This window comes from Paenibacillus massiliensis 2301065 = DSM 16942, from assembly GCF_000377505.1.
In the GTDB taxonomy this organism is placed as follows: Bacteria; Bacillota; Bacilli; order Paenibacillales; family Paenibacillaceae; genus Paenibacillus; species Paenibacillus massiliensis.
Genome location: NZ_KB898185.1, coordinates 385,707 through 410,110, shown reverse-complemented (window position 1 = coordinate 410,110; position 24,404 = coordinate 385,707). Strand labels below are relative to the sequence as shown.

General features: G+C 49.1%; 17 protein-coding genes. 16 read left to right on the top strand and 1 reads right to left on the bottom strand.

Annotated elements, in window-relative coordinates; all coding sequences use genetic code 11:
• Positions 1-394: 394 nt before the first annotated feature.
• The 8 genes from uxaC to D328_RS0101790 all read left to right on the top strand — a co-directional run bounded on the left by uxaC (position 395) and on the right by D328_RS0101790 (position 11,897).
• Positions 395-1,816: a glucuronate isomerase gene (uxaC, locus tag D328_RS0101825; protein WP_018883236.1), complete on the top strand. Its 1,422-nt coding sequence runs from the start codon at positions 395-397 to the stop codon at positions 1,814-1,816.
• A gap of 228 nt (positions 1,817-2,044) precedes the next feature.
• Positions 2,045-3,052 carry a LacI family DNA-binding transcriptional regulator gene (locus tag D328_RS0101820; RefSeq protein ID WP_018883235.1) on the top strand — a complete coding sequence of 336 codons (1,008 nt, stop codon included), beginning with the start codon at positions 2,045-2,047 and terminating at the stop codon, positions 3,050-3,052.
• A 249-nt stretch (positions 3,053-3,301) separates the two neighbouring features.
• Entirely contained in the window at positions 3,302-4,798 is a 1,497-nt protein-coding gene (locus D328_RS0101815; protein ID WP_018883234.1) for a tagaturonate reductase, read from the top strand.
• Entirely contained in the window at positions 4,791-6,281 is a 1,491-nt protein-coding gene (locus tag D328_RS0101810; RefSeq protein ID WP_018883233.1) for a UxaA family hydrolase, read from the top strand. The genes D328_RS0101815 and D328_RS0101810 overlap by 8 nt, the downstream gene beginning before the upstream one ends.
• 236 nt (positions 6,282-6,517) lie before the next feature.
• Positions 6,518-7,000 (top strand): DinB family protein, encoded by a 483-nt coding sequence (locus tag D328_RS28215; protein ID WP_018883232.1) that lies wholly within the window; start codon positions 6,518-6,520, stop codon positions 6,998-7,000.
• Positions 7,001-7,134: 134 nt separating this feature from the next.
• Positions 7,135-9,528, top strand: a complete 2,394-nt coding sequence (locus D328_RS0101800; RefSeq protein WP_018883231.1) for a glycoside hydrolase family 95 protein — start codon at positions 7,135-7,137, stop codon at positions 9,526-9,528.
• Positions 9,529-9,817: 289 nt separating this feature from the next.
• A complete protein-coding gene (locus D328_RS0101795) occupies positions 9,818-10,804 on the top strand; it encodes a copper amine oxidase N-terminal domain-containing protein (RefSeq protein WP_018883230.1) in 987 nt (328 codons plus the stop codon).
• Positions 10,805-11,111: 307 nt separating this feature from the next.
• A complete protein-coding gene (locus D328_RS0101790; protein ID WP_018883229.1) occupies positions 11,112-11,897 on the top strand; it encodes a DUF3891 family protein in 786 nt (261 codons plus the stop codon).
• A gap of 208 nt (positions 11,898-12,105) precedes the next feature.
• Here D328_RS0101790 and D328_RS31720 read toward each other — a convergent pair whose 3' ends face one another.
• Complete coding sequence (locus tag D328_RS31720) at positions 12,106-12,237, bottom strand: hypothetical protein (protein ID WP_018883228.1); 132 nt, start codon at positions 12,235-12,237, stop codon at positions 12,106-12,108.
• A gap of 351 nt (positions 12,238-12,588) precedes the next feature.
• Between D328_RS31720 and D328_RS0101780 the strand changes: the two genes are divergently transcribed.
• The 8 genes from D328_RS0101780 to D328_RS0101745 all read left to right on the top strand — a co-directional run bounded on the left by D328_RS0101780 (position 12,589) and on the right by D328_RS0101745 (position 24,075).
• Complete coding sequence (locus D328_RS0101780; protein ID WP_018883227.1) at positions 12,589-13,743, top strand: glucose-1-phosphate adenylyltransferase; 1,155 nt, start codon at positions 12,589-12,591, stop codon at positions 13,741-13,743.
• Positions 13,744-13,781: 38 nt separating this feature from the next.
• Positions 13,782-14,885: a glucose-1-phosphate adenylyltransferase subunit GlgD gene (gene glgD, locus D328_RS0101775; RefSeq protein ID WP_018883226.1), complete on the top strand. Its 1,104-nt coding sequence runs from the start codon at positions 13,782-13,784 to the stop codon at positions 14,883-14,885.
• A gap of 17 nt (positions 14,886-14,902) precedes the next feature.
• Entirely contained in the window at positions 14,903-17,329 is a 2,427-nt protein-coding gene (locus tag D328_RS0101770) for a glycogen/starch/alpha-glucan phosphorylase (protein ID WP_018883225.1), read from the top strand.
• Between the two features lie 241 nt (positions 17,330-17,570).
• The gene (locus D328_RS0101765) at positions 17,571-20,246 is read left to right on the top strand and encodes a YhgE/Pip domain-containing protein (protein ID WP_018883224.1); all 2,676 of its coding nucleotides are present in this window, start codon (positions 17,571-17,573) and stop codon (positions 20,244-20,246) included.
• Between the two features lie 221 nt (positions 20,247-20,467).
• A complete protein-coding gene (locus tag D328_RS0101760; RefSeq protein WP_018883223.1) occupies positions 20,468-20,977 on the top strand; it encodes a PTS sugar transporter subunit IIA in 510 nt (169 codons plus the stop codon).
• Positions 20,978-21,328: 351 nt separating this feature from the next.
• Entirely contained in the window at positions 21,329-21,820 is a 492-nt protein-coding gene (locus D328_RS0101755) for an RNA polymerase sigma factor (protein WP_018883222.1), read from the top strand.
• A 1-nt stretch (position 21,821) separates the two neighbouring features.
• Complete coding sequence (locus tag D328_RS0101750; RefSeq protein ID WP_018883221.1) at positions 21,822-22,826, top strand: anti sigma factor C-terminal domain-containing protein; 1,005 nt, start codon at positions 21,822-21,824, stop codon at positions 22,824-22,826.
• A gap of 274 nt (positions 22,827-23,100) precedes the next feature.
• A complete protein-coding gene (locus tag D328_RS0101745) occupies positions 23,101-24,075 on the top strand; it encodes an aldo/keto reductase (protein WP_018883220.1) in 975 nt (324 codons plus the stop codon).
• The last annotated feature ends 329 nt before the right edge of the window (positions 24,076-24,404 follow it).

Sequence of the window (24,404 nt, the reverse complement as noted above, 5' to 3'; positions counted from 1 at the left end):
TGTCTTTTAACTTGTGATTTATATGGTTATTCGAATTGTTATTGTAGACTGTTGTTAACAGGTCTGTATTAGTTGGTATTATAGCTTGAATAGTGTTGTCATTGAATCTCAAGACTCCTGCCGCCCCCAGTCGGTCAGGAGTCTTGTTGCTGTCATCCAGAGGTGAATGGACGATGTAAGATAAGTGAAGATGTGCACATGTGTGCATGCTGCTGCATCCTAGATATGAAGCTAGGAGACACAGCTCTGAAATGTACTGTTTTACAAGGGAAATATGATAAATATCATAAAAGGGTATTGCATTTATATATGATATATGTTTTATAATGGGGTGTAGCTGATTATAAAATGTTCACGTTAACACAATCTTATTTACCAGAAAGGAATGTATCTCATGGCAAAAGCATTTCTGAATGAGGATTTTCTGCTCAACTCACCCACAGCTGTCAAGCTGTATCATCAGTACGCCAAGGATATGCCGATTGTGGATTATCATTGTCATTTGAGCCCGCAGGAGATTTATGAGAACAAGACCTTCAAGAACATTACTGAGGCGTGGCTGTACGGCGATCATTATAAATGGAGAGTTATGCGCGCAAATGGAGTTGATGAACGGCTAATTACGGGAGATGGTGACGACTACGATAAATTCATGGCATGGGCCAGAACCGTACCTCAGCTCATCGGCAACCCGTTATATCATTGGACGCACCTGGAGCTGCAGCGTTTTTTTGGTGTAACAGAGCTTCTGAATGAGAAGAATGCGCCAGTCATCTGGGAGCAGGTGAATGCACAGCTGCAGGGAGAGGGCTTCGGTGCACGTGACCTGATTACCAAATCCAAAGTGAAGGTGGTCTGCACGACGGATGATCCTGTAGATGATCTGGATTATCATACGAAGATCAGCCAGCTTCCGAATTTTGAGACAGCGGTGCTACCAAGCTTCCGTCCCGACAAGGGCCTGGAAATCAATCGCGCTACATTCCGTCCTTGGGTAACGAAGCTGTCGGAGGCAGCGAAGCAAGAGATTACGGATTATGGACAGTTTTTGAAAGCGCTTGAATCTCGTGTTCGCTTTTTCCATTCCATTGGCTGTCGTGTGTCAGACCATGCTCTGGATACGCTCGGATACGAGCATGCATCGCTGGAGGAAGTATCGGAGATTTTCCTTAAAGCGTTGGAGCAAGGTCAGGTCAGCGCTGAGGAAGAAGCGAAGCACAAGTCCTATACACTGGTCTTCTTAGGTCAGCTCTACGCCGAGCTCGATTGGGCGATGCAATTCCATATTCACGCTCTGCGTAATAACAACACAGCAGCATTCCGCAAATTGGGGCCGGATACCGGATACGATTCCATCAATGATGGTCCAATTGCCGAGCCGCTTATGAAGCTGTTGGATGCGCTGGAGCAGGCAAGTGGCCTGCCAAGAACGATCCTGTACTCCTTGAACCCAACTGATTATCATGTACTGGCTAGCGTTGCTGGCAGCTTCCAATCTGGTGGAGTCAAGGGCAAGATTCAGTTCGGTACAGCTTGGTGGTTCAATGATCATAAGGAAGGTATGCTGGAGCAGATGAAGATTCTCGCCAATCTTGGTGTCCTGCCACGCTTCATCGGAATGCTAACGGATTCCCGTAGCTTCTTGTCCTATACACGTCACGAATACTTCCGTCGTATCCTGTGTGATCTGGTTGGAACGTGGGTAGAAGAAGGTGAGGCACCTGCGGATGATGAGCTGCTGGAAGAGCTGATTCGGGGGATTTGCTATTATAATGCTGTGGAATACTTCCGCTTTCCTGCGCTGGTTAAGCAATAACAGGAACATAGCTGTTCAGGGCAGCAGCAGCTTCTTGCGGAGCTAACCACCACATTTATGTAATAATGTGAACTGCCATAGCAAAAATGTGTACTGACATAGCAAAAATGTGTACTGACATAGCAATTTGTGTGCTGATACGCTGTCCGCAAACGAGCGGGTATGCTATGCTTGATTACAAAGATGTCCATGGTCATCTTATGGAAGAAGCATAAGGAAGGTATGAATATGGCAGCGACCATCAAGGATATCGCCAGATTGGCGAATGTATCCCATACAACAGTGTCCAGAGCACTGAACAATAGCCCGCTAATTAAAGAAGTAACGAAGCGCAAGATTATGGAGATCGCCGAGCAATTGAATTATATTCCGAATGTGAATGCCAAGAGCCTTGTGCTGCAGCGCTCACATACGGTTGGGTTGTTTTTTACCAGCATATCTAAAGGTACATCCTCCAGCTTTTTCGCGGACACAATTCGTGGCATTAACAGCATCATTGACGTGAATTATAACCTGTTCGTGCGGGGGATTGATGATTACGAGAGCTATTCCTCGATTCATCGCAAGCGCTTTGATGGAATTCTGCTGATGAGCCAAAGTGAGGCAGATAATGCGTTTATCTATCATGTACTGCAGCAGGAAATCCCGATCGTCGTCATGAACCGTCATGTAGCCGATCCGGGAATCGTCAATATCGTGCCTAATGATAAAGAAGGCGTGCGCGATGCTGTCCGGCATCTGATTGACCAAGGGCATGAGCGCATCGCACTTATTGAAGGTGTGGAAGGCTTCATGTCCACCCTGCAGCGGAAAGAAGGCTTCATGCAAGCCATGATTGAGCATCATCTGCCGATCCGTTCCGATTATATGGTGCAGGGGCGATATGATCACGAAAGCGGAAGTCGTGCAATGAAGGAACTGCTAAGTCTGGAGGAGCCGCCGACAGCTGTGTTTTGCTCGAATGACGATATGGCAATCGGTGCCATGAATGCGGCCTTCGAGTCAGGGAAGCGGGTGCCTGATGATGTATCCATCGTGGGCTTCGACGATATCGGGTACTCCCTGTATACGACACCTGCTTTGACAACGGTAAAACGACCTATTGAGGAGATAAGCTCACTCGGAGCAAAGCGGATGATGAACCGGATGGAATCCGGCGCTCAGGCGGGCGAGCTGATCTATGTAGATACGCGCTTCATAGAGCGACGTTCGACAGCACCATTATGGACGCGATAATTAAGTGAACCTGGGGCGAATCACTATCCTGGTCTTGGTGGAAAATGATTCTTCCAGACATTTGGTGACACTTCAGAAGCGCTCGTGTGCATGTAAGCGACCCAAAAGTATAGAAGTCCACGATTCCCCAGCTAAGATACGGGGGAGTCTGGACTACGTGAAAATGTTAACGTGTGCAATAAATTGCGAATATTTCGTATTGGCAACAAACGTAATGAGTTACCAAACATACCTGGGAGGGGTTCAACAATGGAGAGGCTTGTCAGAAGCAGTGAAGCATCCTCCGACTTGGTGGAACGAGTGATCCAGTTCGGTGATGGGAATTTTATGCGCGGCTTTGCCGAATGGCATATTGATGTGATGAATGAACGTCTGGGCTGGAATACAGGTGTAGTTGTACTGCAAGCCAGGGCAGAAGGAACGTCAGCTGAAGGCCTCAATGAGCAGGGGGGAGTATACACCTTACAGCTGGAAGGTATTCAGCATGGGGAGGAAGTAAGAGAGCAACGTGTCATTGAGTGCATTACGCGGGGAATGAATCCTCACCGTCAATACGAAGCCTTCATGCAGTTGGCGGACAGCCCCGACATCCGCTTTGTCTTATCCAATACTACGGAATCGGGCATTGTCTACGATCCGGATGATCGACTGGAGGACCAGCCTCAGCGCAGCTTCCCAGGCAAGCTGGCGGCTCTCCTGTATCGTCGCTATCAGACGTTCCAGGCAGACCCCTCCAAGGGCTGGATCATCGTTCCTTGTGAGCTGATCGAGCGCAATGGAGAGATTTTGCGGGACATTATCGTGCAGCATGCCCATCGGTGGGGACTGGAGGAAGGATTTCTTCACTGGCTGAAGGAAGCCAATACGTTCTGCAACAGTCTGGTGGATCGAATTGTTCCGGGGTATCCGAAGGATCGGGCAGCTGAGCTTCAGCAGCAACTAGGGTACCAGGACCCCTTCATGATTGTAGGCGAGCCTTATCATCTATGGGTCATTGAAGGACCAGAGTATGTGCGTGCGGAATTTCCAGCCGATCTGGCGAAGCTGAACCTTCTTGTTGTGGACGACCTGAAGCCTTATCGAGAGCAAAAGGTTCGCATCCTGAATGGAGCGCATACAGCCCTGACTCCAGTAGCCTATCTAAGCGGTCTGGAGACGGTTCGAGAGGCGGTCGAGGACCCTGAGGTGGGCGCTTATATCCGGAATTTGATTCACCGTGAGATTATTCCGACGCTTGATCTGTCTGAGCAGGCATTGAAAAGCTTTGCAGAGGATGTTATAGATCGTTTCCGCAATCCTTTCATCAAGCACTACGTGATGAGCATTGCGCTCAATTCCTTTTCCAAATTCAGAACCCGGAATCTCCCGGTTCTTCTGGAGTATCATGCTAAGCACAATGAGCTCCCCTCAGCTACGGTCTTTGCCCTAGCGGCATTACTGGTCATGTATAAAGGAAGAAGAGGGGCAGAGAAAATTGAGCTCTCCGATAATCCGGTCATTCTGCAGGAGCTACAGGATATGTGGCGCGATTGCACCTGCACGAGAGAAGAGCTGGGCATTCTTGCAAGGGCTGTACTGCAGCACGAGGATTGGTGGGGACAGGATCTGACCGGGATAGCGGATTTGGTGGATCAGCTGGCAGATCAAATGTTCATTATGGAAACACATGGAATGAAAGAGGCGCTAAGACAGCAAATATACGCTGTTAGCGGATCTCAACCATATGGAGGCGAACAGCATGCTTGAATTTATCAAAATTCATGAACGTGATAACGTAGTTGTAGCCCTGCGTGATTATGTCAAGGGGGAGGCCATTCATGTGGATGGCCAGGATACTGTGCTGCTGGAGGATGTGCCACGCGGTCACAAGATTGCGCTGTCGCGCATTGCTGAGGGAGAGAATGTACTGAAGTACGGGTATCCGATTGGTCATGCTACGCAAACGATTGAAGTCGGAGAGCATATTCATACCCAGAATGCGCGTACGAACCTGACCGGAGTGGAGTCCTATTCATATGAGCCTAGACTTCAGCCCAACGAGTTCGAGCTGGAGAACCTTACTTTTGAAGGCTATGTACGCAAAAATGGCAATGTCGGTATTCGTAATGAGCTCTGGATTGTGCCTACTGTAGGCTGTGTGAACGGTGTAGCTGAAATGATTATTAACCGCTTTAAGGAGGAGGCAGGAAGCATAGCTCCTTTTGAAAGCACCCTCGTGCTCAAGCATAACTACGGTTGCTCTCAGCTGGGGGATGATCATGTGATGACTCGTACCATTCTGGCCGACGCCGTACAGCATCCAAATGCTGGCGGGGTATTGGTGCTGGGCCTGGGCTGTGAAAATAACAGCATGGAGGATTTCAAGCAGGCGATTGGCGAATATGATCCTGCACGAGTAAAATTCCTCCTATCCCAAGAGGTCGGGGATGAAGTCGAGGCTGGTGTGGCTCTGCTGCATGAGCTTCATCGTGAAGCCAGTCAGGATCGTCGGGAGACGGTGCCGCTGTCAGAGCTGAAGATTGGACTGAAATGTGGCGGATCGGATGGCTTATCTGGCATTACGGCGAATCCACTCGTAGGCAAGCTGTCAGATTATATGGCCGCTCAGGGCGGGACAACTGTACTGACTGAGGTGCCAGAGATGTTCGGCGCAGAGACGATTCTGATGGAACGTGCAGCGGATGAAGTTGTGTTCCACAAAATTGTGGACTTGATCAATAACTTCAAGCAATATTTCCTGGATTACAAGCAGCCAGTATATGAGAATCCTTCACCAGGCAATAAGGCTGGGGGCATTACGACTTTGGAGGACAAATCACTAGGCTGTACGCAAAAATCAGGTATCTCGGCTGTCAATGATGTGATCCACTATGGCGAACGTCTTCAGACTAAGGGACTGAACCTGCTGAGTGCGCCGGGTAATGATCTGGTGGCCTCTTCAGCACTTGCTGCATCCGGCTGTCAGCTGGTCATCTTCACGACAGGTCGAGGCACGCCGTTCGGTTCCTTCGTACCGACGATGAAGGTATCTACCAATTCGCCACTCTATCAGTCGAAGCCACACTGGATCGATTTTAATGCGGGTAGTCTGGTAGATGGTGCGAGCATGGAGGATACCTTGAAGGAATTCGTACAATATATCATTGAGGTAGCGAGCGGCAAGCAAGTTAACAACGAGAAGAATCAGTTCCGTGAGCTGGCGATCTTCAAGAACGGGGTAACGCTGTAAGAGGTCTTGATATCTTGTTATGGCATAATAGGAGATAGTATCAGCAGGTCTGATGAGAGAGTATGCACTGGATGGTACCAGGGTGTCTCGATGTCAGCCTGCTTTTTTTTGTACTAACTGATCATAGTAATTGGAGGGTGTCCAATTTGATAGAAAAAAGGAAAAGCATGGTCTATTATGGTAGTGGTGGTAGATGTGAGGGATTTTTAAAAATTTGATCATTTGGAGGGTGTGCGATGGCAAGAGCAACAGCTGATATGGTGGAGGAATTTGCGAGATTCAGCGCCTACGTAGAGCGATTGAAGGCACTTGAGGAGAGCTACTGGACCATTCCCTTGGAAGAGGGGAAATGGAGTCTGAAGGATGTCATCAGTCATATGATGCTGTGGGACAAATACTTTTATGAGGAGGGCATTCACAAGATCACGTTGGGAGAGGCTGTTACTGTTCGTAGTCTCAATTTTGATGAATTTAATGCTGATGCGACCCGCTACGCACAAAACAAGACCAGAGCGGACATTGTGGATGAGTTCTGCGTGATGCGGCAGCGCATTATTGCTGAAATCTCGGGACTGACTGAGGAGGCCTATACTCGGAAGTATAAGAGTGGAGACGGGAAGACATTTGCTATACGCGGGTATTTGCAGGGCTTCATTCCCCATGACAAGCATCATCGCAAGCAGATTCAGAGGTTCATCAGGAACGTGTTTGATCTGTAGCTGCAGGGACGGAAATGTGCGAGCCACATGGCATAATTAGCGTTATACTATGAATAGTTATGGTCAATGATTCAACTACAACGTCCACATCCTGTTCAAAACAACGATCCCACGCAATGGAGGTCCAAGCGTCGATGAACATTCAATTCAACACCCCTGCCCAGAACTGGGTAGAGGCATTACCCATTGGAAATGGCAAACTTGGCGGTATGGTATTTGGAGGAGTAGAACGAGAGCGCATTGCCCTGAATGAAGATACGCTCTGGTCAGGATACCCCCGTGAATGGAATAATCCGGTCGCACAAGAGCTTCTCCCCAGAATGAGAGAGCTTGTGTCTCAGCAGAGATATGCCGAAGCGGATGAGCTAAGCAAGCAGATGATGGGACCCTACACTCAATCCTATCTGCCCTTTGGCGACTTGCATATCTGGATGGAGCATGGACCTCTGGACAGCAACCAGCTATATCAGCGAAGACTTGATATCAGCACAGGAATTGTAAGCGTTACCTATCAGGTGGGTGACGTTCAATATTCACGTGAGGTGCTGGCATCCTATCCGGATCAAGCACTGGTGGTTCGACTGACAGCGAGCAAGCCGGGTCAGCTCAGCTTTCGTGCCAGTTTGGATAGCCAGCTCCGGGTCCAGACGGCTATGGAGGGAGAGGAGCTTACGTTATTTGGGGTAGCTCCAGAGTATGTTGCGCCTAACTATTACGACGTGGAGCATCCCGTTCGCTATGGTGAGGCAGCAACCACAAAAGCTCTGCATTTTCACGGCAGACTGGTCGCCGTACTGGATGGGGGCTCACTACAGGCTGATGAGGATGGCTTGCATATCAGCGGTGCATCCGGGGCCGTGCTGTATTTCAGTGCTGCGACCTCCTTCGATCCGACCCTGGGTGCAAGCAACAGGAGCCGTGATCCTCGTCGCCTCACGGCTGAAGCGATTAGAGCAGTGTACATCAGGAAATACGAGGAGGTCCGTGAGCGTCATCTGGAGGATCACCGTCGGTTATTTGACCGAGTAGAGCTGCATTTGGGAGAAAGCATCGCTCCTGCGAATTTACCAACAGACCAGCGGATTGTCGAATATGGAAGCGACGATTCTGGTCTGGTGGAGCTGCTGTTCCACTATGGTCGTTACCTGCTAATTGCCAGCTCCCGTCCCGGTACGACACCAGCCAATCTGCAAGGTCTATGGAACGAAGAGCTGCGGGCTCCTTGGAGCAGTAATTACACGCTCAATATTAATGCGGAGATGAATTATTGGCCTGCGGAGAGCTGCAACCTGTCAGAGCTGCACGAGCCGTTGCTTGAGTTCATTGGACGGCTGGCTGTGAATGGACGAGAGACAGCCCGGATCAATTACGGGGCAAAGGGCTGGGTTGCCCACCACAATGCCGATCTGTGGGGGCAGACGGCACCTGTGGGAGAATACGGAGACGGAGACCCGATCTGGGTGCTGTGGCCGATGGGTGGTGTGTGGCTTACCCAGCATTTATGGGAGCACTATGCATTTGGGGGAGATGAAGCTTATCTGCGGGATCAGGCATATCCGCTGATGAAGGAAGCGGCATGGTTCTGTCTTGATTGGCTGGTTATGAATAAGGAGGGCTTCTGGGTGACGTCCCCTTCCACATCACCTGAGCATAAATTCGTGGCTGAAGATGGCTATCATGCTATTAGTGAAGCTACGACGATGGATATATCCTTGATTAGCGAGCTGTTCGACAACTGTATTCAAGCCGCCGAGCTGTTGGGGATAGATGGTGATTTTGTAGAGGTTCTGCGTGAGAAAAAAGAAGGAATCCTGCCCTTGCGTATCGGTCGCCAGAAGCAGCTTCAGGAATGGAGCCTTGATTTTGAGGATGAGGATGTCCATCATCGACATGTCTCACATCTTGTAGGTATCTACCCTGGCAGGCTGATCACAGGCAGCTCGGCTCCTGAACTGTTCAAGGCGGCTAGAACCTCACTTGAGCTAAGGGGCGATGGGGGAACAGGCTGGAGCCTCGGCTGGAAAATGGGCCTGTGGGCCAGATTTCGGGAGGGGAACCGAGCGGAGCAGCTGATCTCCAATCTGCTGACACTTGTTAAGGATGGCGAATCCGGTCAACGGGGAGGAGTCTATGCGAATCTGTTCGATGCTCATCCTCCATTCCAGATCGATGGTAACTTTGCTGCGACATCAGGGATTGCAGAGATGCTGCTCCAATCCCATCAAGACTACTTGGAGTTCCTTCCTGCGCTGCCTGATCGCTGGGAGTCAGGCTTTGTAAGAGGACTCAGAGCTCGGGGAGGCTTCGAGGTCAGCTTGAACTGGCAGGATGGAGCTATACGTGAAGCTGAAGTCATATCGGATATGGGAAGAGGATGTGTGGTCCTAACCGATACTTCAATGCAGGTTCGTGAAGACGGCCTCTTGATTCCTTTGACACCTGTCGGGGAAAGACTGTTATCATTTCCGACGAAGGCAGGCTCAAGATATATCCTGAAATTCGACATGCAGCAGCCATCCAACGCCTGAATGTACCTTGAACAATTATGGGTGTCTTGATCCCATAAGGTAACCAGAAGCCTTGAATCGCACTTTCTGCAATGACCATTGGATGTCCTATATGGGGAAGCCAATACATTGTAGGAGGTGTTTTTTTTATACTAACTGGTCAGCCACTAATTGCTGGTAGGCCTCTGGAAGTAGTGGCGGTGAACTCGTATCACTAGCGAAAGTTATAGCTCTCAATTCCTTGCTTATAAAAGCCGAAATTATATTTAGGGTCAATTATGCCCGGCTAATTACAAGGAGGAATGACAGCATGAGAAAAACTTGGACAGCCTTATTAGCGTGCATACTGGTGTTGGGTATGACAGCAGGAACCGCTGCAGCTAAGCAGGGACGCGGAAATGATCAGAAGAGCGGACAAGAAGCTGTAACGTCTAAAACAAATGGGAACGAAAAGAACCGAGAAGAGCAGAGTAAGAACCTGAACCGGAGCAAAGACCAATCCGAATACAACAGGATCAAGACGGGCAAGAATGGCGAAAACAATACACAAAGCAAAGCAGTAGAAGATGGTGAAGCCGCCCCTGCTGTCGTAACGGAAGATACCTACGGAGAGTCCAGAGGCCATAAAAGACAAAATGGACCAAACGGATATAAGGGACTGCTTAAGGCTGTAGAAAATACGAAAGATACGCCGGCGGGAACGGTTATTGCGAATCTGCTCCTAACGAAATACCCTGATCGCCTGAACTCGGAGCAGATTGCTCAACTGGAAACAATCCGTGATTCAAGAGAGGCCCTAACGGAGGCTGCTGAACTATTGGCTGCAGACGGAAGTGTTACAGATGCCGTGTACATGCAGGAGGAAGCGTTGCTAGCGGATGTATCCCATCTGGACAGCTATAAAAGATTAGGTGCGCTCTTCAAAAAAGCCGGGAGACCAGCTGGAATGAGGCTGTTCGTTAACGGGGAGGAGCATGAAGCGAAGCCGATTAATCACAATGGCACGACACTTGTCCCGCTACGTGCTGCTTCGGAGGCGTTGGATGCGCAAGTATCCTGGAACCCTAAGGAAAAATCAGTAACCGTTATCCGTGATGGGGTGAACGTCAAACTGCAGATCAACAGTAAAAAAGCGTATATCAATAACGAGCTGTATACTTTGAATCAGTCGGCAGCGGTGATTGATGGCACCACAGTTGTCCCATTGCGAGTAATTGGAGAAGCCCTGGGAGCGACCGTTAAATGGGAGCCTGAAAGCCAATCTGTTGTGGTGTATGAGGAGCCTGCTGCTCAATAATCACTTTACTGAACTTCTATATAGCTGCAATCCAAACGAGCAAAGCAGACGTAGTCACGCATAGAGGATAAGCTTAACCCCTAACCTCCACAACTGTGGGGGTTATTTTGTTTAATTTCAATTTTTTAATCGAGGAACCGTTGGGGTATCGTAAATGCTATAATTATTTTGTATACTTAATTCATATCCTTAAATGGATCGTGAATGATCGACTTTATGTTTCAAGTGTTTATACCTTGTGTAAGTAAGTAGGGTTTGGTGTAACGAATACTTCGCTATTAGTCGCAGCAGAGGGGAGGTTTCAGAAATGATCGTATATGAGACAGCGGATGCTTTTGTACTTACGGAGCAGCACGATCATGCCGGAATCTCCGGAGAAGTTGTTGCCCACTGGAAAAATGAACACCTGTACAACCCCGATACCAAAGACGAATTGCAGCTGGCGGCGACCGAGCATGATCGTGGCTGGATCAATTTGGATGCGGCCCCTTTCTGGAATGATGCTTCCACAGCACCTTATTCCTTCAAGGATTTTCCCCTAAGGCCACGTTATGTATTTTACAGACTTGGTATTCAAGAAGTAGAACAACGTTCCCCTTATGCAGCTCTCTTATGTAGTCTGATGTACACCGAACTGTTCGAACGAATTCAGATTCCTGATCCGCAGGATAAAGCGGCGAATCGTGCATTTCTGGATGGAGAGGTGCAGCGCCGTACCCGTCTCTATGAGCAACTGGGAGATACACCTTCCTTACGTCAACGGGCTGAAGCGGAATTAAACATGCTGCTGTTCTGTGACGAGCTAAGTCTGTTCGTATGTCTCGCCGAACCTGGTACACCGAGTTCCGAATACGAATGGTTCGCAGATGGGCTGCATCACCCTTCTCCCGGACCTGGTGAGGAGCGAATGCGTGTCAGCTGGACATCTGAAAATTCCATTGAGTTGGATACAGATGCCTTGCTGCCGAATGCCTCAGTTACTCATACTTATCGTAAAGTCTATAAGAAGGCCATTCGTGAGCATGGACTATACGCAGCATTTCATCATGCTCCACCTCAACATCGAACAATCACCTTACATGGCAAGGATTAAGCTCCTATTTCCCTTTAGCTACTTCGCTATAATGTTGCAGCTATAAGCTGCAAGGATACCTCTATGGATGACCTCCATGGGCCTAATGGCTCATGTGAGGTATTGCATATAACGAACTCCCCCTGGAATGACACCAAGGGGAGCCGCATGTCTCCTGTTTGTACTCGTCAGCTACATCTACTGCCAGCTGAATTCGCGCCAATTCATCCTACCTGATTCTACCCTTGCTCTTCATGAATGATTGCACCTGATGCATCACCTTGTCGCGGGCATCCTTATTCCTCATTAGATATGTGGCTCCAAGTCCCAATGCTGCAAACAACAATTTTCTTTTTCCCATGGGAATTTTCCTCCTTAGTCTATCATTAGTGGACTGTACTTACCCTTTTCAACATAAGAATGATACACACACTGTTACCCTTTTTCTTAGGTCATTAATCTCCATTGCATTACTCATGCCAGATGGATCAGGTGCATACCATTGTGTACATATCTTCGTGTACATATTGTGCGTGAAGCATGCATGCCATCGCCTAGCTCCCACATCTTATGTTTCCTGCCAGCCTGAATTCTTACTCTTATCCTGATGAAGCGGTCGAGCTGAAAGTCGTTCATTGACGTACCCTGAGCGTATCGCAAGTGGTATGGAACTGGTGCATTATGCCGAGTTTTTTAGAAGGAGGAGCTTGCTATGCAGAAGAAAGAAGTGCTGGCCATGCTGTTAGCCGGAGGCCAAGGAAAACGACTCAAGGGATTGACCAGAACATTAGCCAAGCCAGCGGTTTATTTTGGCGGTACGTATCGAATTATTGATTTTCCGCTAAGCAATTGCTCCCACTCAGGCATTGATACGGTGGGTGTACTGACCCAATATGAGCCACTTGTGCTTCATTCCTACATCGGGGTCGGCAGTGATTGGGATCTGGATCGGTTAAATGGGGGCGTCTATGTGCTTCCGCCGCATGAACGTGAAGATGGGAGCAGTTGGTACCGCGGCACCGCCGATGCCATTTACCGCAATCTGAATTTCATTGATCAGTTCGATCCTGAGCATGTACTTATCCTATCTGGCGACCATATCTACAAGATGGATTACAGTACTATGCTTGCCTATCATCGGGAAAAAAATGCAGACTGCACTATCTCTGTCATTGATGTCTCGATTGAGGAGGCGCGTCGCTTCGGAATTCTGAACACCGATGATCAGCTGCGGATCTATGAATTTGAGGAGAAGCCGAGTCAGCCGAAGAGCACATTGGCGTCGATGGGTATTTATTTCTTCAAGTGGAAGGTTCTGCGCGAATATCTGATTGCCAGTGCGCTTGATCATGGGAGTTCTCATGATTTTGGCAAGGATATTATTCCTCTGATGCTGAGCAAAGGCCGTACCATGTATGCTTACCCCTTCAAGGGATACTGGAAGGATGTCGGCACGATCCAAAGTCTGTGGGAATCTAATATGGATCTGCTGGAGAAGGACCCGCCTCTACAACTGAATGATCCGAATTGGCGCATCTTCACTCGCAGTCCGAATCAACCAGCGCAGTATGTATCGGATCAGGCTGTCGTCACGAACTGCATCATTAACGAGGGCTGCATCGTTCACGGTGAGGTGAAGCATTCCGTTCTGTTCTATGGGGTAGAGATCGGGGAGGGGAGCCGGATTACCGATTCGGTGATTATGCCGAACGTCAGGATCGGACGCAATGTGCAGATTCACCGTGCGATTATTAGTGAGAATGTCGTCATCCCGGATAATACGATTATTGGGAACAACAGTAAACAGGAGGATATTGTGCTCGTGGAACACGGATCAGAGGTGCTGTCTGCGCAGATCACACTGTAATACTGGAATCATTTGTGATGAATAAGGAGGGTGAGTTTATGAATCAGCTAATTGGTGTAATCAATCTTGATTATGAACTGGATCTTCTGAAAGAGCTGACTTACTTCCGCTGCGGCGCTGCTGTGCCGTTCGCCGGTAGATATAGGCTGATCGACTTCACCTTGTCCAATATGATGTATGCCGGCATCAAGGATACAGCCTTGTTCATCCGCCGGAAGTATCGCTCCCTATTGGATCACCTGGGAGATGGTCGCCCATGGGATCTGGATCGCAAGGTGGGAGGCATGTTCATCCTGCCACCAGATTGGAATGACCCGACAGATACCTCGCTTGGTGATCTCCAGCATGTGCATAATAATCTGGACTTCTTCAACCGCTCTTCCGGCCGTACGCTGGTTCATGCGGGAACTCAGCATATCAATAAGGTCGATATTCTGGATGCCTACCGTTTTCACCAGGAGAAAGGTGCCGATGTCACTCTGGTGTACCGTCAGGTGAGACAGCTGCAGCCGGAGTATGCGACATGCACCAGATTGGATGTAGATGAGCAAGGCAGAGTAATGGAGATTCACCATGAGCAGGATCACCACAATATCTATATGGAAATGTTCATTATGGACAAAAAGCTCTATCTGGAGCAGGTGGAGCGTTGCATTGCCCATGGAGAAAGCCATTTCTTCAAGGCCGCCATTCAGAAAAATCCGGGTAAGCTGAAAATCTATGCGTATCGCTATGAGGGTTATCATGCGGTGGTGAATTCGGTGGAAAGCTACTTCAAGAACAGCATGCAGCTGCTGGAGCAAGAGCAATATAAAGCGTTGTTCAAGGAAAATCCAGCCCACACCAAAATTAAATATGAACCGCCCACCCAGTATCAGGATGGAGCCAAGGTAGCCAACTCCCTCGTGGCCAACGGCTGCATGATCGGTGGCACCGTAGAGAATAGCATTATCTTCCGCGGGGTAAAGATTCATGAGGGCGCACGGGTCACCAATTCGATCATCATGCAGAAATGCGTTATTGAAGCGGGAGCCGTAATTGATAATGTCATTCTTGACAAGGATGTGCGACTAAGCCAGGGCAGAACACTGATTGGCGATGCCCGCAAGCCTTATGTGATTGCCAAAAACATTCATTTATAACCGGAGGGACTGATCTTTTGTTTAATCACAAGGAAGAATTCAAGACAGCATTTCAGGAGCATTTGGTCGGTCGACTGGGCAAGCCCATGGAAGAGGCGCAGGCCGAGGATGTCTATAAGATTCTTGGCAGTATGATCCGTGAATTTGTCGGCAAAAGCTGGGCACAGACAAATCAGATCTATAAGGAGCAGGGGGAAAAGCAGGTGTATTACTTCTCCCTGGAGTTCCTGATCGGGCGTCTGCTTGGGAACAATCTATTGAATCTTGGTATGCTGGAGTTGGTTCGTGACGGTCTGAATGACCTTGGTTGGAGTCTCGACGATATCGAGGAACAGGAGGCGGATGCCGGGCTTGGCAATGGGGGGCTCGGCCGGCTCGCAGCCTGCTTTATGGATTCCCTGGCTTCGCTTCATTATGCCGGACACGGATGCGGTATTCGTTATAAATACGGATTATTCGAGCAACGGATCGTGGATGGTAATCAGGTAGAGCTGCCAGATTACTGGCTGCAGAAAGGGAATGTATGGGAGGTTCGACGACCTGACAAAAAGGTGGAGGTTCGCTTCTGGGGACGGGTCGAGAGTAGGGAAGAGAACGGACGGATCATCTATGAAACGAAGGATACGGAAAATGTGTGGGCAGTCCCCTATGACATCCCGCTTGTAGGCTATCAGAACCAAAAGGTGAACACGCTGCGCATCTGGGAAGCAGAATCCTCTATGGATGCGGTTAATGGCCGTATGCCAGGGGAAGGCGGCTATTATCGCTATCTGGATTACAATCGCTCTGTCGAGTCCATTTCGGCTTTTCTGTATCCGGATGATTCCAACGAGGAGGGCAAGCAGCTTCGCCTGAAGCAGCAATATTTCCTGTGCTCGGCGGGACTCCAGAGTATTCTTCGCACCTACGAAAAACAGAAGCTGCCATATGATCAGCTATCTGAGCATGTAGCGCTGCATATTAACGATACGCATCCAACACTGGTCGTCCCCGAACTCATGCGTATTCTTATAGACACTAAGGGGCTAGGCTGGGATGAGGCCTGGGGTATTACGACCCGCTCTGTATCCTATACCAATCATACGACGCTCAGTGAAGCTCTGGAGAAATGGCCCGTGTCCATGATCCGCAGCTTGCTCCCGCGAGTCTATATGATTATTGAAGAAATCAACAGGCGCTTCTGTGCTTATCTACTGGAGCGTTACCCAGGTGACGAGCAGCGGCTGGCGGACATGGCTATCATCTATAATGATCAGGTACGAATGGCCAATCTGGCTATCGTCGGAAGCCATAGTGTCAATGGTGTCGCTGCCCTGCATACGGAGATTCTGAAGAATCGGGAAATGAAGCCGTTTCATGAGCTGTATCCGGGCCGCTTCAATAACAAGACCAATGGTATCACGCACCGTCGCTGGCTGATGCATGCGAATCCACAGCTGGCTTCATTATTTGACGAGACGATTGGAACGGCATGGGCAACGAAGCCGCGTGAGCTGATTGAGTTGCTAAAATATTGTGGGGACAAGTCTTTCCAGGAACACCTGCAGCAGATCAAGCGAGCGAATAAAGACAAGCTGTCCGCCTATATCCATTCAAAGCTTGGTATAGAAGTGGATCCTACGTCCATATTTGATGTGCAGGTCAAACGTCTGCATGGCTATAAGCGGCAGTTGCTGAACATTATGCATGTGATGCATCTGTATAATGAGCTTCGGAGTAATCCGGGACTTGACATGGTGCCACGCACGTTTATTTTTGGCGCCAAGGCTGCTCCTGGCTATTATCTGGCGAAGCAGATTATCAAGCTGATTCATAACGTGGCTGCAGTCGTCAACCAGGACCCGCTCATCAAGGGGCGGATCAAGGTTGTCTTTATCCCTAATTATTCAGTATCTCTGGCGGAGCTCATCATCCCTGCAGCAGATATTAGTGAACAAATATCAACGGCGAGCAAAGAGGCCTCCGGTACTGGTAATATGAAATTCATGATGAATGGTGCTCTGACCATCGGTACGATGGACGGCGCGAACGTAGAGATGCATGAAATGGTCGGTGATGATAACATGTTCATCTTCGGACTCAGCTCCGAGGAGATTCTGGAATATTACCGAACAGGACATTATTCAGCCCGTAAGGCTGCCGAGCAGGACCCGCGGCTATATCGTATTATGAATCAATTGCTGCAGGATAGTCCGTTCGCGTGTCAGGGCTACGAGTTCGAATCCATTCACAAATCGTTGCTTGATCACAATGATGAGTATTTTGTATTGAAGGATTTCAACGATTATGTAGAGGCACACCAGCGAATTGATCGCTGCTATCGTAACGAATCCGAGTGGGGGCGCAAGACTGTTGTGAATATGGCCCATGGAGGCAAATTCTCAAGCGACTGTACGATTATTCAATATGCTGAAGAGATCTGGGGCATTCGACCTGTGCACTAGCTCAATGTAGTAGTAATTGAATCCTGTGATGTCATCCGGGCCGATGAACGGTCCGGATTTTTTGGGTTGTGAGGAGATTGAAATGTTCAGAGGGTGATGGACAGATTCGGTGGTCCAAGGCATTATATTAGCAGAGTGTATGATGCTATGGATACTCGAGCACGTTTTGGGTTAATGTAGCAATAACCCGGTAAGCAACGGTTGCAGGCGATACATTTATTTCATCAAGAGGGAGCAAGGTATGCGGAATATTTGGCAGATTTATATTCAGGACTGGAGAAATGTAGGCAAGGTATCCACAGGTGTATTGCTCGTAATTGCAATTGCTTTGCTGCCTTCGGTCTATGCATGGATCAACCTCAAGGCTATGTGGGACCCTTATGCCAATACTTCCGGCATTAAGGTGGCCGTCACTAGTCAGGATCAAGGGGCAGAAGTGAATGGCAAGCATATAAATGTCGGGGAAGAGGTTATCAGCAACCTGCACAAAAACAAAAAGCTGGGCTGGACCTTCGTCGATGCTGAAGAAGCTCGGCGGGGAGTAGAGACAGGGGAGTATTATGCCAGTCTCCTCATCCCCGAGGATTTCTCTACAAAAATTAGCAGTGTGCTGACTGAAAATCCTCAAAAGCCGGAAATTGACTATACCGTTAATGAGAAGGTCAATGCGATCGCTCCGAAAATCACCTCGTCAGGAGCAACGGCGCTAACCGCTCAGATTAGTCAGAATTTTATTGAAACGGCTAGTGAGGCGGTGTTGACGAAGCTCAAGGAGGCTGGCATCCAGCTAGAGGAGGAGCTTCCGACCATTCGTAACATTGAGAATCGGGTGCTGGAGCTGAATGATCGTCTGGTGGATGTGGAGAGCTTGGGACAGCAAGCGCTGGAGCTGGAGCAAAAGCTGCCAGAAATTAAGCAGCAGGGCGAGAAAATACTCGCATTACGGGATCGGATACCCGAGATTAACAAGGCAGGAGATGTCATCCTCAAGGTAGAAGGTAACCTGGATAAGCTGGATGAGGTCGGTCAGATTATTCTGGACGTTCAGAAGCGGTTACCCGATATTCAGAGGGCAGGTGACCGCATTGTAGAGCTAGACAACAACTTCGGCAAGGTAGAGGATGCCCTTGATACGGCTATAGAGGATACGGCACTTGCACTAGAGGTCATCGACGCTGCCCAGCAAGCTTTGCCACAGCTACAGCAGATTGCGGAGACTGGCGGCGATTTTGCGGGTGGTATTCAGCAGTTCCTTAAGAGTAATGAGGCAGCCTTTGATGCTGTGGGGGATGTGACGAAGCAGAACCTGGTCCTCGTCCAGCAGATTGCGGATGAGACTACGCAGATCATCGGTCTCGTTCGCGATACCGATCTGGACCCGCAGCTCGCGGCTGACAGATTGAATCGCATGGAAGGCCGGCTAAATACGGCAGCAGCTATCGTAGGGCGATTGTCTGGTATGCTTGGGACGATCAACAGCTATCTGCCAAGTGCACCGCTAGATGGGGTCATCAGCAGGATCGATACGGTTCGTGGTCGACTAACAGAATTAAGTAGCACGCTGGGTCGCATCGGACAAGCCATTCGCCAAGGTCAGGAGCCAGCCAGTAAATTGCTTGATCAGGCGGATCAATTGTCACGCAGTATTAGTGGAGCGGTCGGGGACATTCTGAGCCGCTACGATTCGGACATCGTACCAGTGATCCGGCAAGCACTGCAGCAGCTTCAGACCATTGCAGGAACTTCGGCTGATGTGCTGCAATCCGCTCTGGAACAGCTGCCCAAGCTGGACAAGCTGTTGTCCGATGCTAAGGAAGCTGCGCTCTTCGGCCAGCAGGAGTTGAATCGGCTGAAGGGGGATTTGCCACAAATCCGAAGTAAGCTGCATGAGGCTGCTTCTACGATTCAGACACGGATGGGAGACTTCACGAACGCTGTGAATGAGGCGGCGGTTTTCGTGAATCAGGATCTCCCCGGCGTGAAGGAGAAGATACATCAGGCTGCAGATTTTGTGCGCAATGATCTCCCGCGGGTCGAGAGTGAGTTCGTGAAGATGGCAGACCTGATCGAGGAGCGATTCCCTGAGGTAGAGCGTGCCGTACATCAGGTGGCTGCTTTTGTACGTGACGACCTGCCTGCGGCCGAGAATGCTATTCGAAAGGCGGCAGACACGATCTTGTCACTGCGGAAAGGGAACGAGATCGGTAAGGTCATAGAACTACTGAAAGGGGATGTGCAGAAGGAAAGTGATTTCCTTGGCAATCCGGTAGAGCTGAAGGAAGAACGTCTGTATCCCATTCCGAACTACGGCTCGGCGATGTCTCCTTTTTACACAACATTGTCCATATGGGTCGGAGCCATGCTGCTTGTGTCCATGTTCCGTGTCGACGTAGAAGACCCAGAAGGGCGCTATAAGAGTTATCAGGTGTACTTTGGAAGATATATGACCTTTGCTACGATCGGTATTTTCCAGGCTATTAGTGTGACGCTTGGTGATTTGTTCCTGCTGGGTACGTATGTGAGTCATCCGGTGCTGTTCGTCCTATCCTCCATGCTGATCAGCCTGGTATTCACGGCGATAACCTATACACTGGTATCTGTATTTGGGAATATTGGCAAAGGGCTGGCGGTCATCCTGCTCGTGCTTCAGTTCTCAAGCTCGGGTGGAACGTTCCCTGTCAGCACCAGCTCGGCGTTCTTCCAGGCCTTGAATCCGGTGGTGCCATTCACTTACGCAGTAAGTCTGCTGCGTGAGACGGTGGGGGGAATCCTTCCAGAGACGGTCCTGCGAGATGTGGTGATGCTGCTGATCTTCATCGGGATTTGCTTCGTTGTAGCTCTGCTACTGAAGAAGCCGCTGAGCCGGATTACCGAACGAATGGCTGAACGGGCCCGTGAGACGAAGCTGATCCCTTGACACCAGTGTTGCACCTGGTATAAAAAATTCATTTGAGTATAGTCACGTCTACTGCAGAACTTAGATACACCATAACCTTGTGCCGCCGAATGCTGCTTCTCTAGCGCAAAATGTGGTTAATAAGCTATAAATGAATCACAACGGCTTCCAGCTCCAAGGGAATGAGCGTACAAGCGAGATGTCTTGGAGCTGAAGCAGGGATGGTTAGGAGGAGATTCGGAATGTTTCAATGGTTAAAGGGAAAAAAGAAGCTGGAGCAGTTGGAGGTCATGTCTCCCATTACAGGTAAGCTTCTCAGCCTCAAGGCAGTACCTGACCCAGCCTTCGCGCAGGGTCATATGGGACAGGGGGTAGGAATTGAGCCAACCGAGGGTAAGGTCTATGCCCCCTTTGATGGAAGGGTCGCACATCTGATGGAGAAGAGCAAGCATGCTGTAATCGTGGAGCATGAGAGTGGGGCACAGGTCCTCATTCATGTGGGTGTGGATACCGTGGCTCTGAAGGGGAACGGCTTTACCGCCCATGTCCAGAGTGGAGACTCAATTACGGCAGGACAGCTACTCCTGGAATTTGATATACAGGCGATTCAGGCGGCGGGATATTCAGTGGTGAGTCCTGTTATTGTGCCGGATGGACTGGATTCGGTGGAGAGCGTGGATACCGGGCAGGTGGAGCTGGATTCGAAGGTGACGGCGAACACAGGTGGTATCTTCACTGTGCACCTGAGGTAATAAGCGTGCAAAGGTAGCCAAGGCGCACGAGCCCTATGCTTACAACATGTTGAAGTTGAAATAGAATCGACTGCCTTTTCCTTCAGAAATTCATAGAGGGGAAGGGCAGTTTTTTGTTCACAGGCAAAAACGAGTGGATTGCTGTAATCGTGGGTATGCATGAAAAACATTTAAAGAAATGAATAAAAGAAATGAAAATTGGAATGACCACTTTCGTTCATGGTTATAGGCGGATTGACGGAAGGGGCTTTTTGCGTTTTTTATTAATATTGTGGAATTTATAAAGTTATTTATAGAACAAGGCTAACATTTCAAAAGCTGAATCGTTATACATACGAAGGGAGGTGCAGGATGAAGCCCGGGCAACTGCAGTACATACTTCAGCCTAAAATGCAGGATATTCGCAACTATCTGATTCGTCTCGGGGCTCCTGCGGCCGACGCGGAGGATGTGGTTCAGGATACGGTGTATAAAGCATTGCTGTATCTGGATTCAATTGATGAACGAAAGCTGAGCGCCTGGCTCTATAGGGTTGCTATCAACGGCTATTATGACTTATGTCGTCGTCGCAAACGAATTGTGCTTCCAGTAGATGAACTGGAATTACCCGCAATGGATGAGGACCCGGAAGTGTTTGTCTTGCAGCAAGAAAGGCTTGAAGATATTGAGCTGGCACTGAATGAATTGTTGCCACTCTATAAGGAGCTTCTGATCATGAAGTATGAGCTGGAGCTATCTTATCAGGAAATATCGGACCTGCTAGGAATCAGGGTGAATCAGGTGAAGTCTGCTTTGTTTCGCGCACGGAAGCAATTTCAAAAAAAGTACAGAGGTGAATGGTAAGATGACAGCTCCCTGGAATAAGCAAGATGATCAAGAGCTCACGAGCTTAATCAAGAAAGCCAAGTTAATGACGTGGCTTCGTAATATTACGATATCTATAGTAGTAACTGTAGTGGTAGGGCTGGCTGCCATCATTGGTAATTCGCAGTTTCTGAATGGGATTGATGGAAAGGCAATGTGGAGAGAGCATACCATTTTACAAATCAAAGGTGCCAATCTCTTCGAATCCTCCCGTGAGGTACGAAGGGGATGGCTTACTCTACAAGTGGAGAGCCATCGCTATAAAGTAGTCGAGGGTGTTCCTGTACCGTGGAATACGGATAAGCTGGAATACTCGCTCGGTAACGACTATCGTGGCATTTCATATGGACAGAACAGCATTAGTGTGCCAGATCCGCGCATGCAGAGCAATCAGTTCGAATATTATCGCAGCTATAATCCATTTAATGGGCAGCGGGAAATGAGCTTCTACGTTCCAGGTGTCAACTATAACGACAAGATACTGAATGATCTGCCTGCTCTGGCAGAGATATCCCCTAACAAGCTTGTCGAGATGGCGATATCCTTTGATCAGGCTTATACGCCAGAGGAGGTCGTCAATATGCTGCCATCAGGCCTAACTCAAGCGTGGTATTGGGTGGACACTTATGATCAGAAGCAGAGGGAGAAGCTGGAATTCATTACGGGGCCGTCGGGAGTCCAGAAATATGGTATCCCCGAATCAAGTAGGCAGGTGTACGGGTATGGGCCCGATTGGGAGGGGATTGTGAAGCCAGCACCCGCTCAATTCATAGAGAATTTGCGCCAGCTTCAGCAGGATGGTCGTGAGGATATGGAGTTTCGCAAAATCTATGACTATTTGAGACAGGACAAGAGTGCTCCCGTGGCTTCGGATGTCCGCTTGCTCGGAGTCGTACTGACAGGAACAGCCGAGGAGTTGCAGGCTTTGAATGGAAATAGCTATGTGAGAGGAGCCGTATTGGGGGCGATTGTAGATAAGTATTAAGAGAGCGTCTATAGTAGCGCATCTGATTTTAGAATGCACAGTATGAGTCACTGGTGATCATGTCCATGCTGAGAGAGGAATATGAGAGGGATTTGCAGAGTAGCTCATTCCAAGGGCTGGGTTATTAATTTGGTGTAAGGTTCCTCTAATTAACTCTCGTCAGATTATTATTCTGAGAAGCCTAAACCACGCTTTCTTTCATGTTGCTGAAAAATTAGGTAGAATAGGGAATGTTAGCAGTTATTCTAACTAAAGATCAGGAGGTTGTGCAAGCATGCAATATACCTATCTGGGAAAGTCGGGTCTTAAAGTTAGTCGTCTTTGTCTGGGTACGATGAATTTCGGACCGGAGACAGAGGAGAAGGAAGCCTTTCGGATTATGGATGCTGCTGTAGATGCGGGCATTCAATTTTTTGACACAGCCAATGTATACGGAAGGGACCGCAGAGGCTGGACAGAAGAAATTATCGGCCGCTGGTTCCAGCAGGGTGGAGGCCGTCGTGAGAAGGTGGTACTGGCTACCAAGGTCTATGGCGATATGCAAAATGACGTGGACGGTCCTAATGCAGACCGTGGCCTGTCAGCGTACAAAATTAGAAGGCATCTGGACGCCTCACTGAAGCGACTTCAGACGGATCATATTGAGCTATATCAGATGCATCATATTGATCGCAACGTCTCTTGGGACGAGCTGTGGGGTGTGTTCGAGGGCCTTGTGCAACAAGGGACTGTGGACTACATCGGCTCCAGTAACTTTGCTGGTTGGCATATTGCGGTAGCCCAGGCAGAAGCCAAGGCGAGACACTTCCTGGGACTGGTCTCTGAGCAGCATCTATACAATCTTCTGCAACGCTCAGCTGAGTTAGAGGTGCTTCCGGCTGCACAGTCACTCGGACTCGGAGTTATTCCATGGAGCCCGTTATCTGGAGGCTTGCTTGGACGCAATGCTTTGGCAGGAACCGGCGCTCGTAGCGCGCGCTCCACGGAGAAGCTGGAGCAACATCGTGAGCAGCTTGAGCGGTTCGGGGCATTATGCCGTGAGTTAGGTGAGAAGGAGGATGTAGTCGCCTTGGCGTGGCTACTGACGAATCCGGCAGTGACGGCACCGATCATCGGCCCGAGAACACTGGAGCAGCTCGAGGATTCTCTCCGCATCACGGAGGTTGAGCTGAGTGAAGATGTACTGACACAGCTCAATGAGATTTTCCCTGGACCAGGCAGACCAGCACCAGAAGCGTATTCATGGTGAGCACGTTAGACCAATGGGGTTCAGATTCATGAGTGTGGAGACCTGTAATGGTTAGTGGATTTTTACATTTTACATGAAGGGACTTCATCAGAATGGATACTGGCACGTTTCTAGATATCGATCTGGAGGAGTCTGGCCAATCTCTCAAGACATCTACGAACAAACTTGAGGGCTAAGGACCTAATAGAGATATATGCAATATAGCTGATTCACGGACAACTGAAAAGCGATATGATTAGTGTGGCTAGAGTGTATTGTTGAGGTTGAAAAAATAATAGATATAGTACAAGCCGCTGATCCTCATCGAGAGAGATCAGCGGCTTCTATTG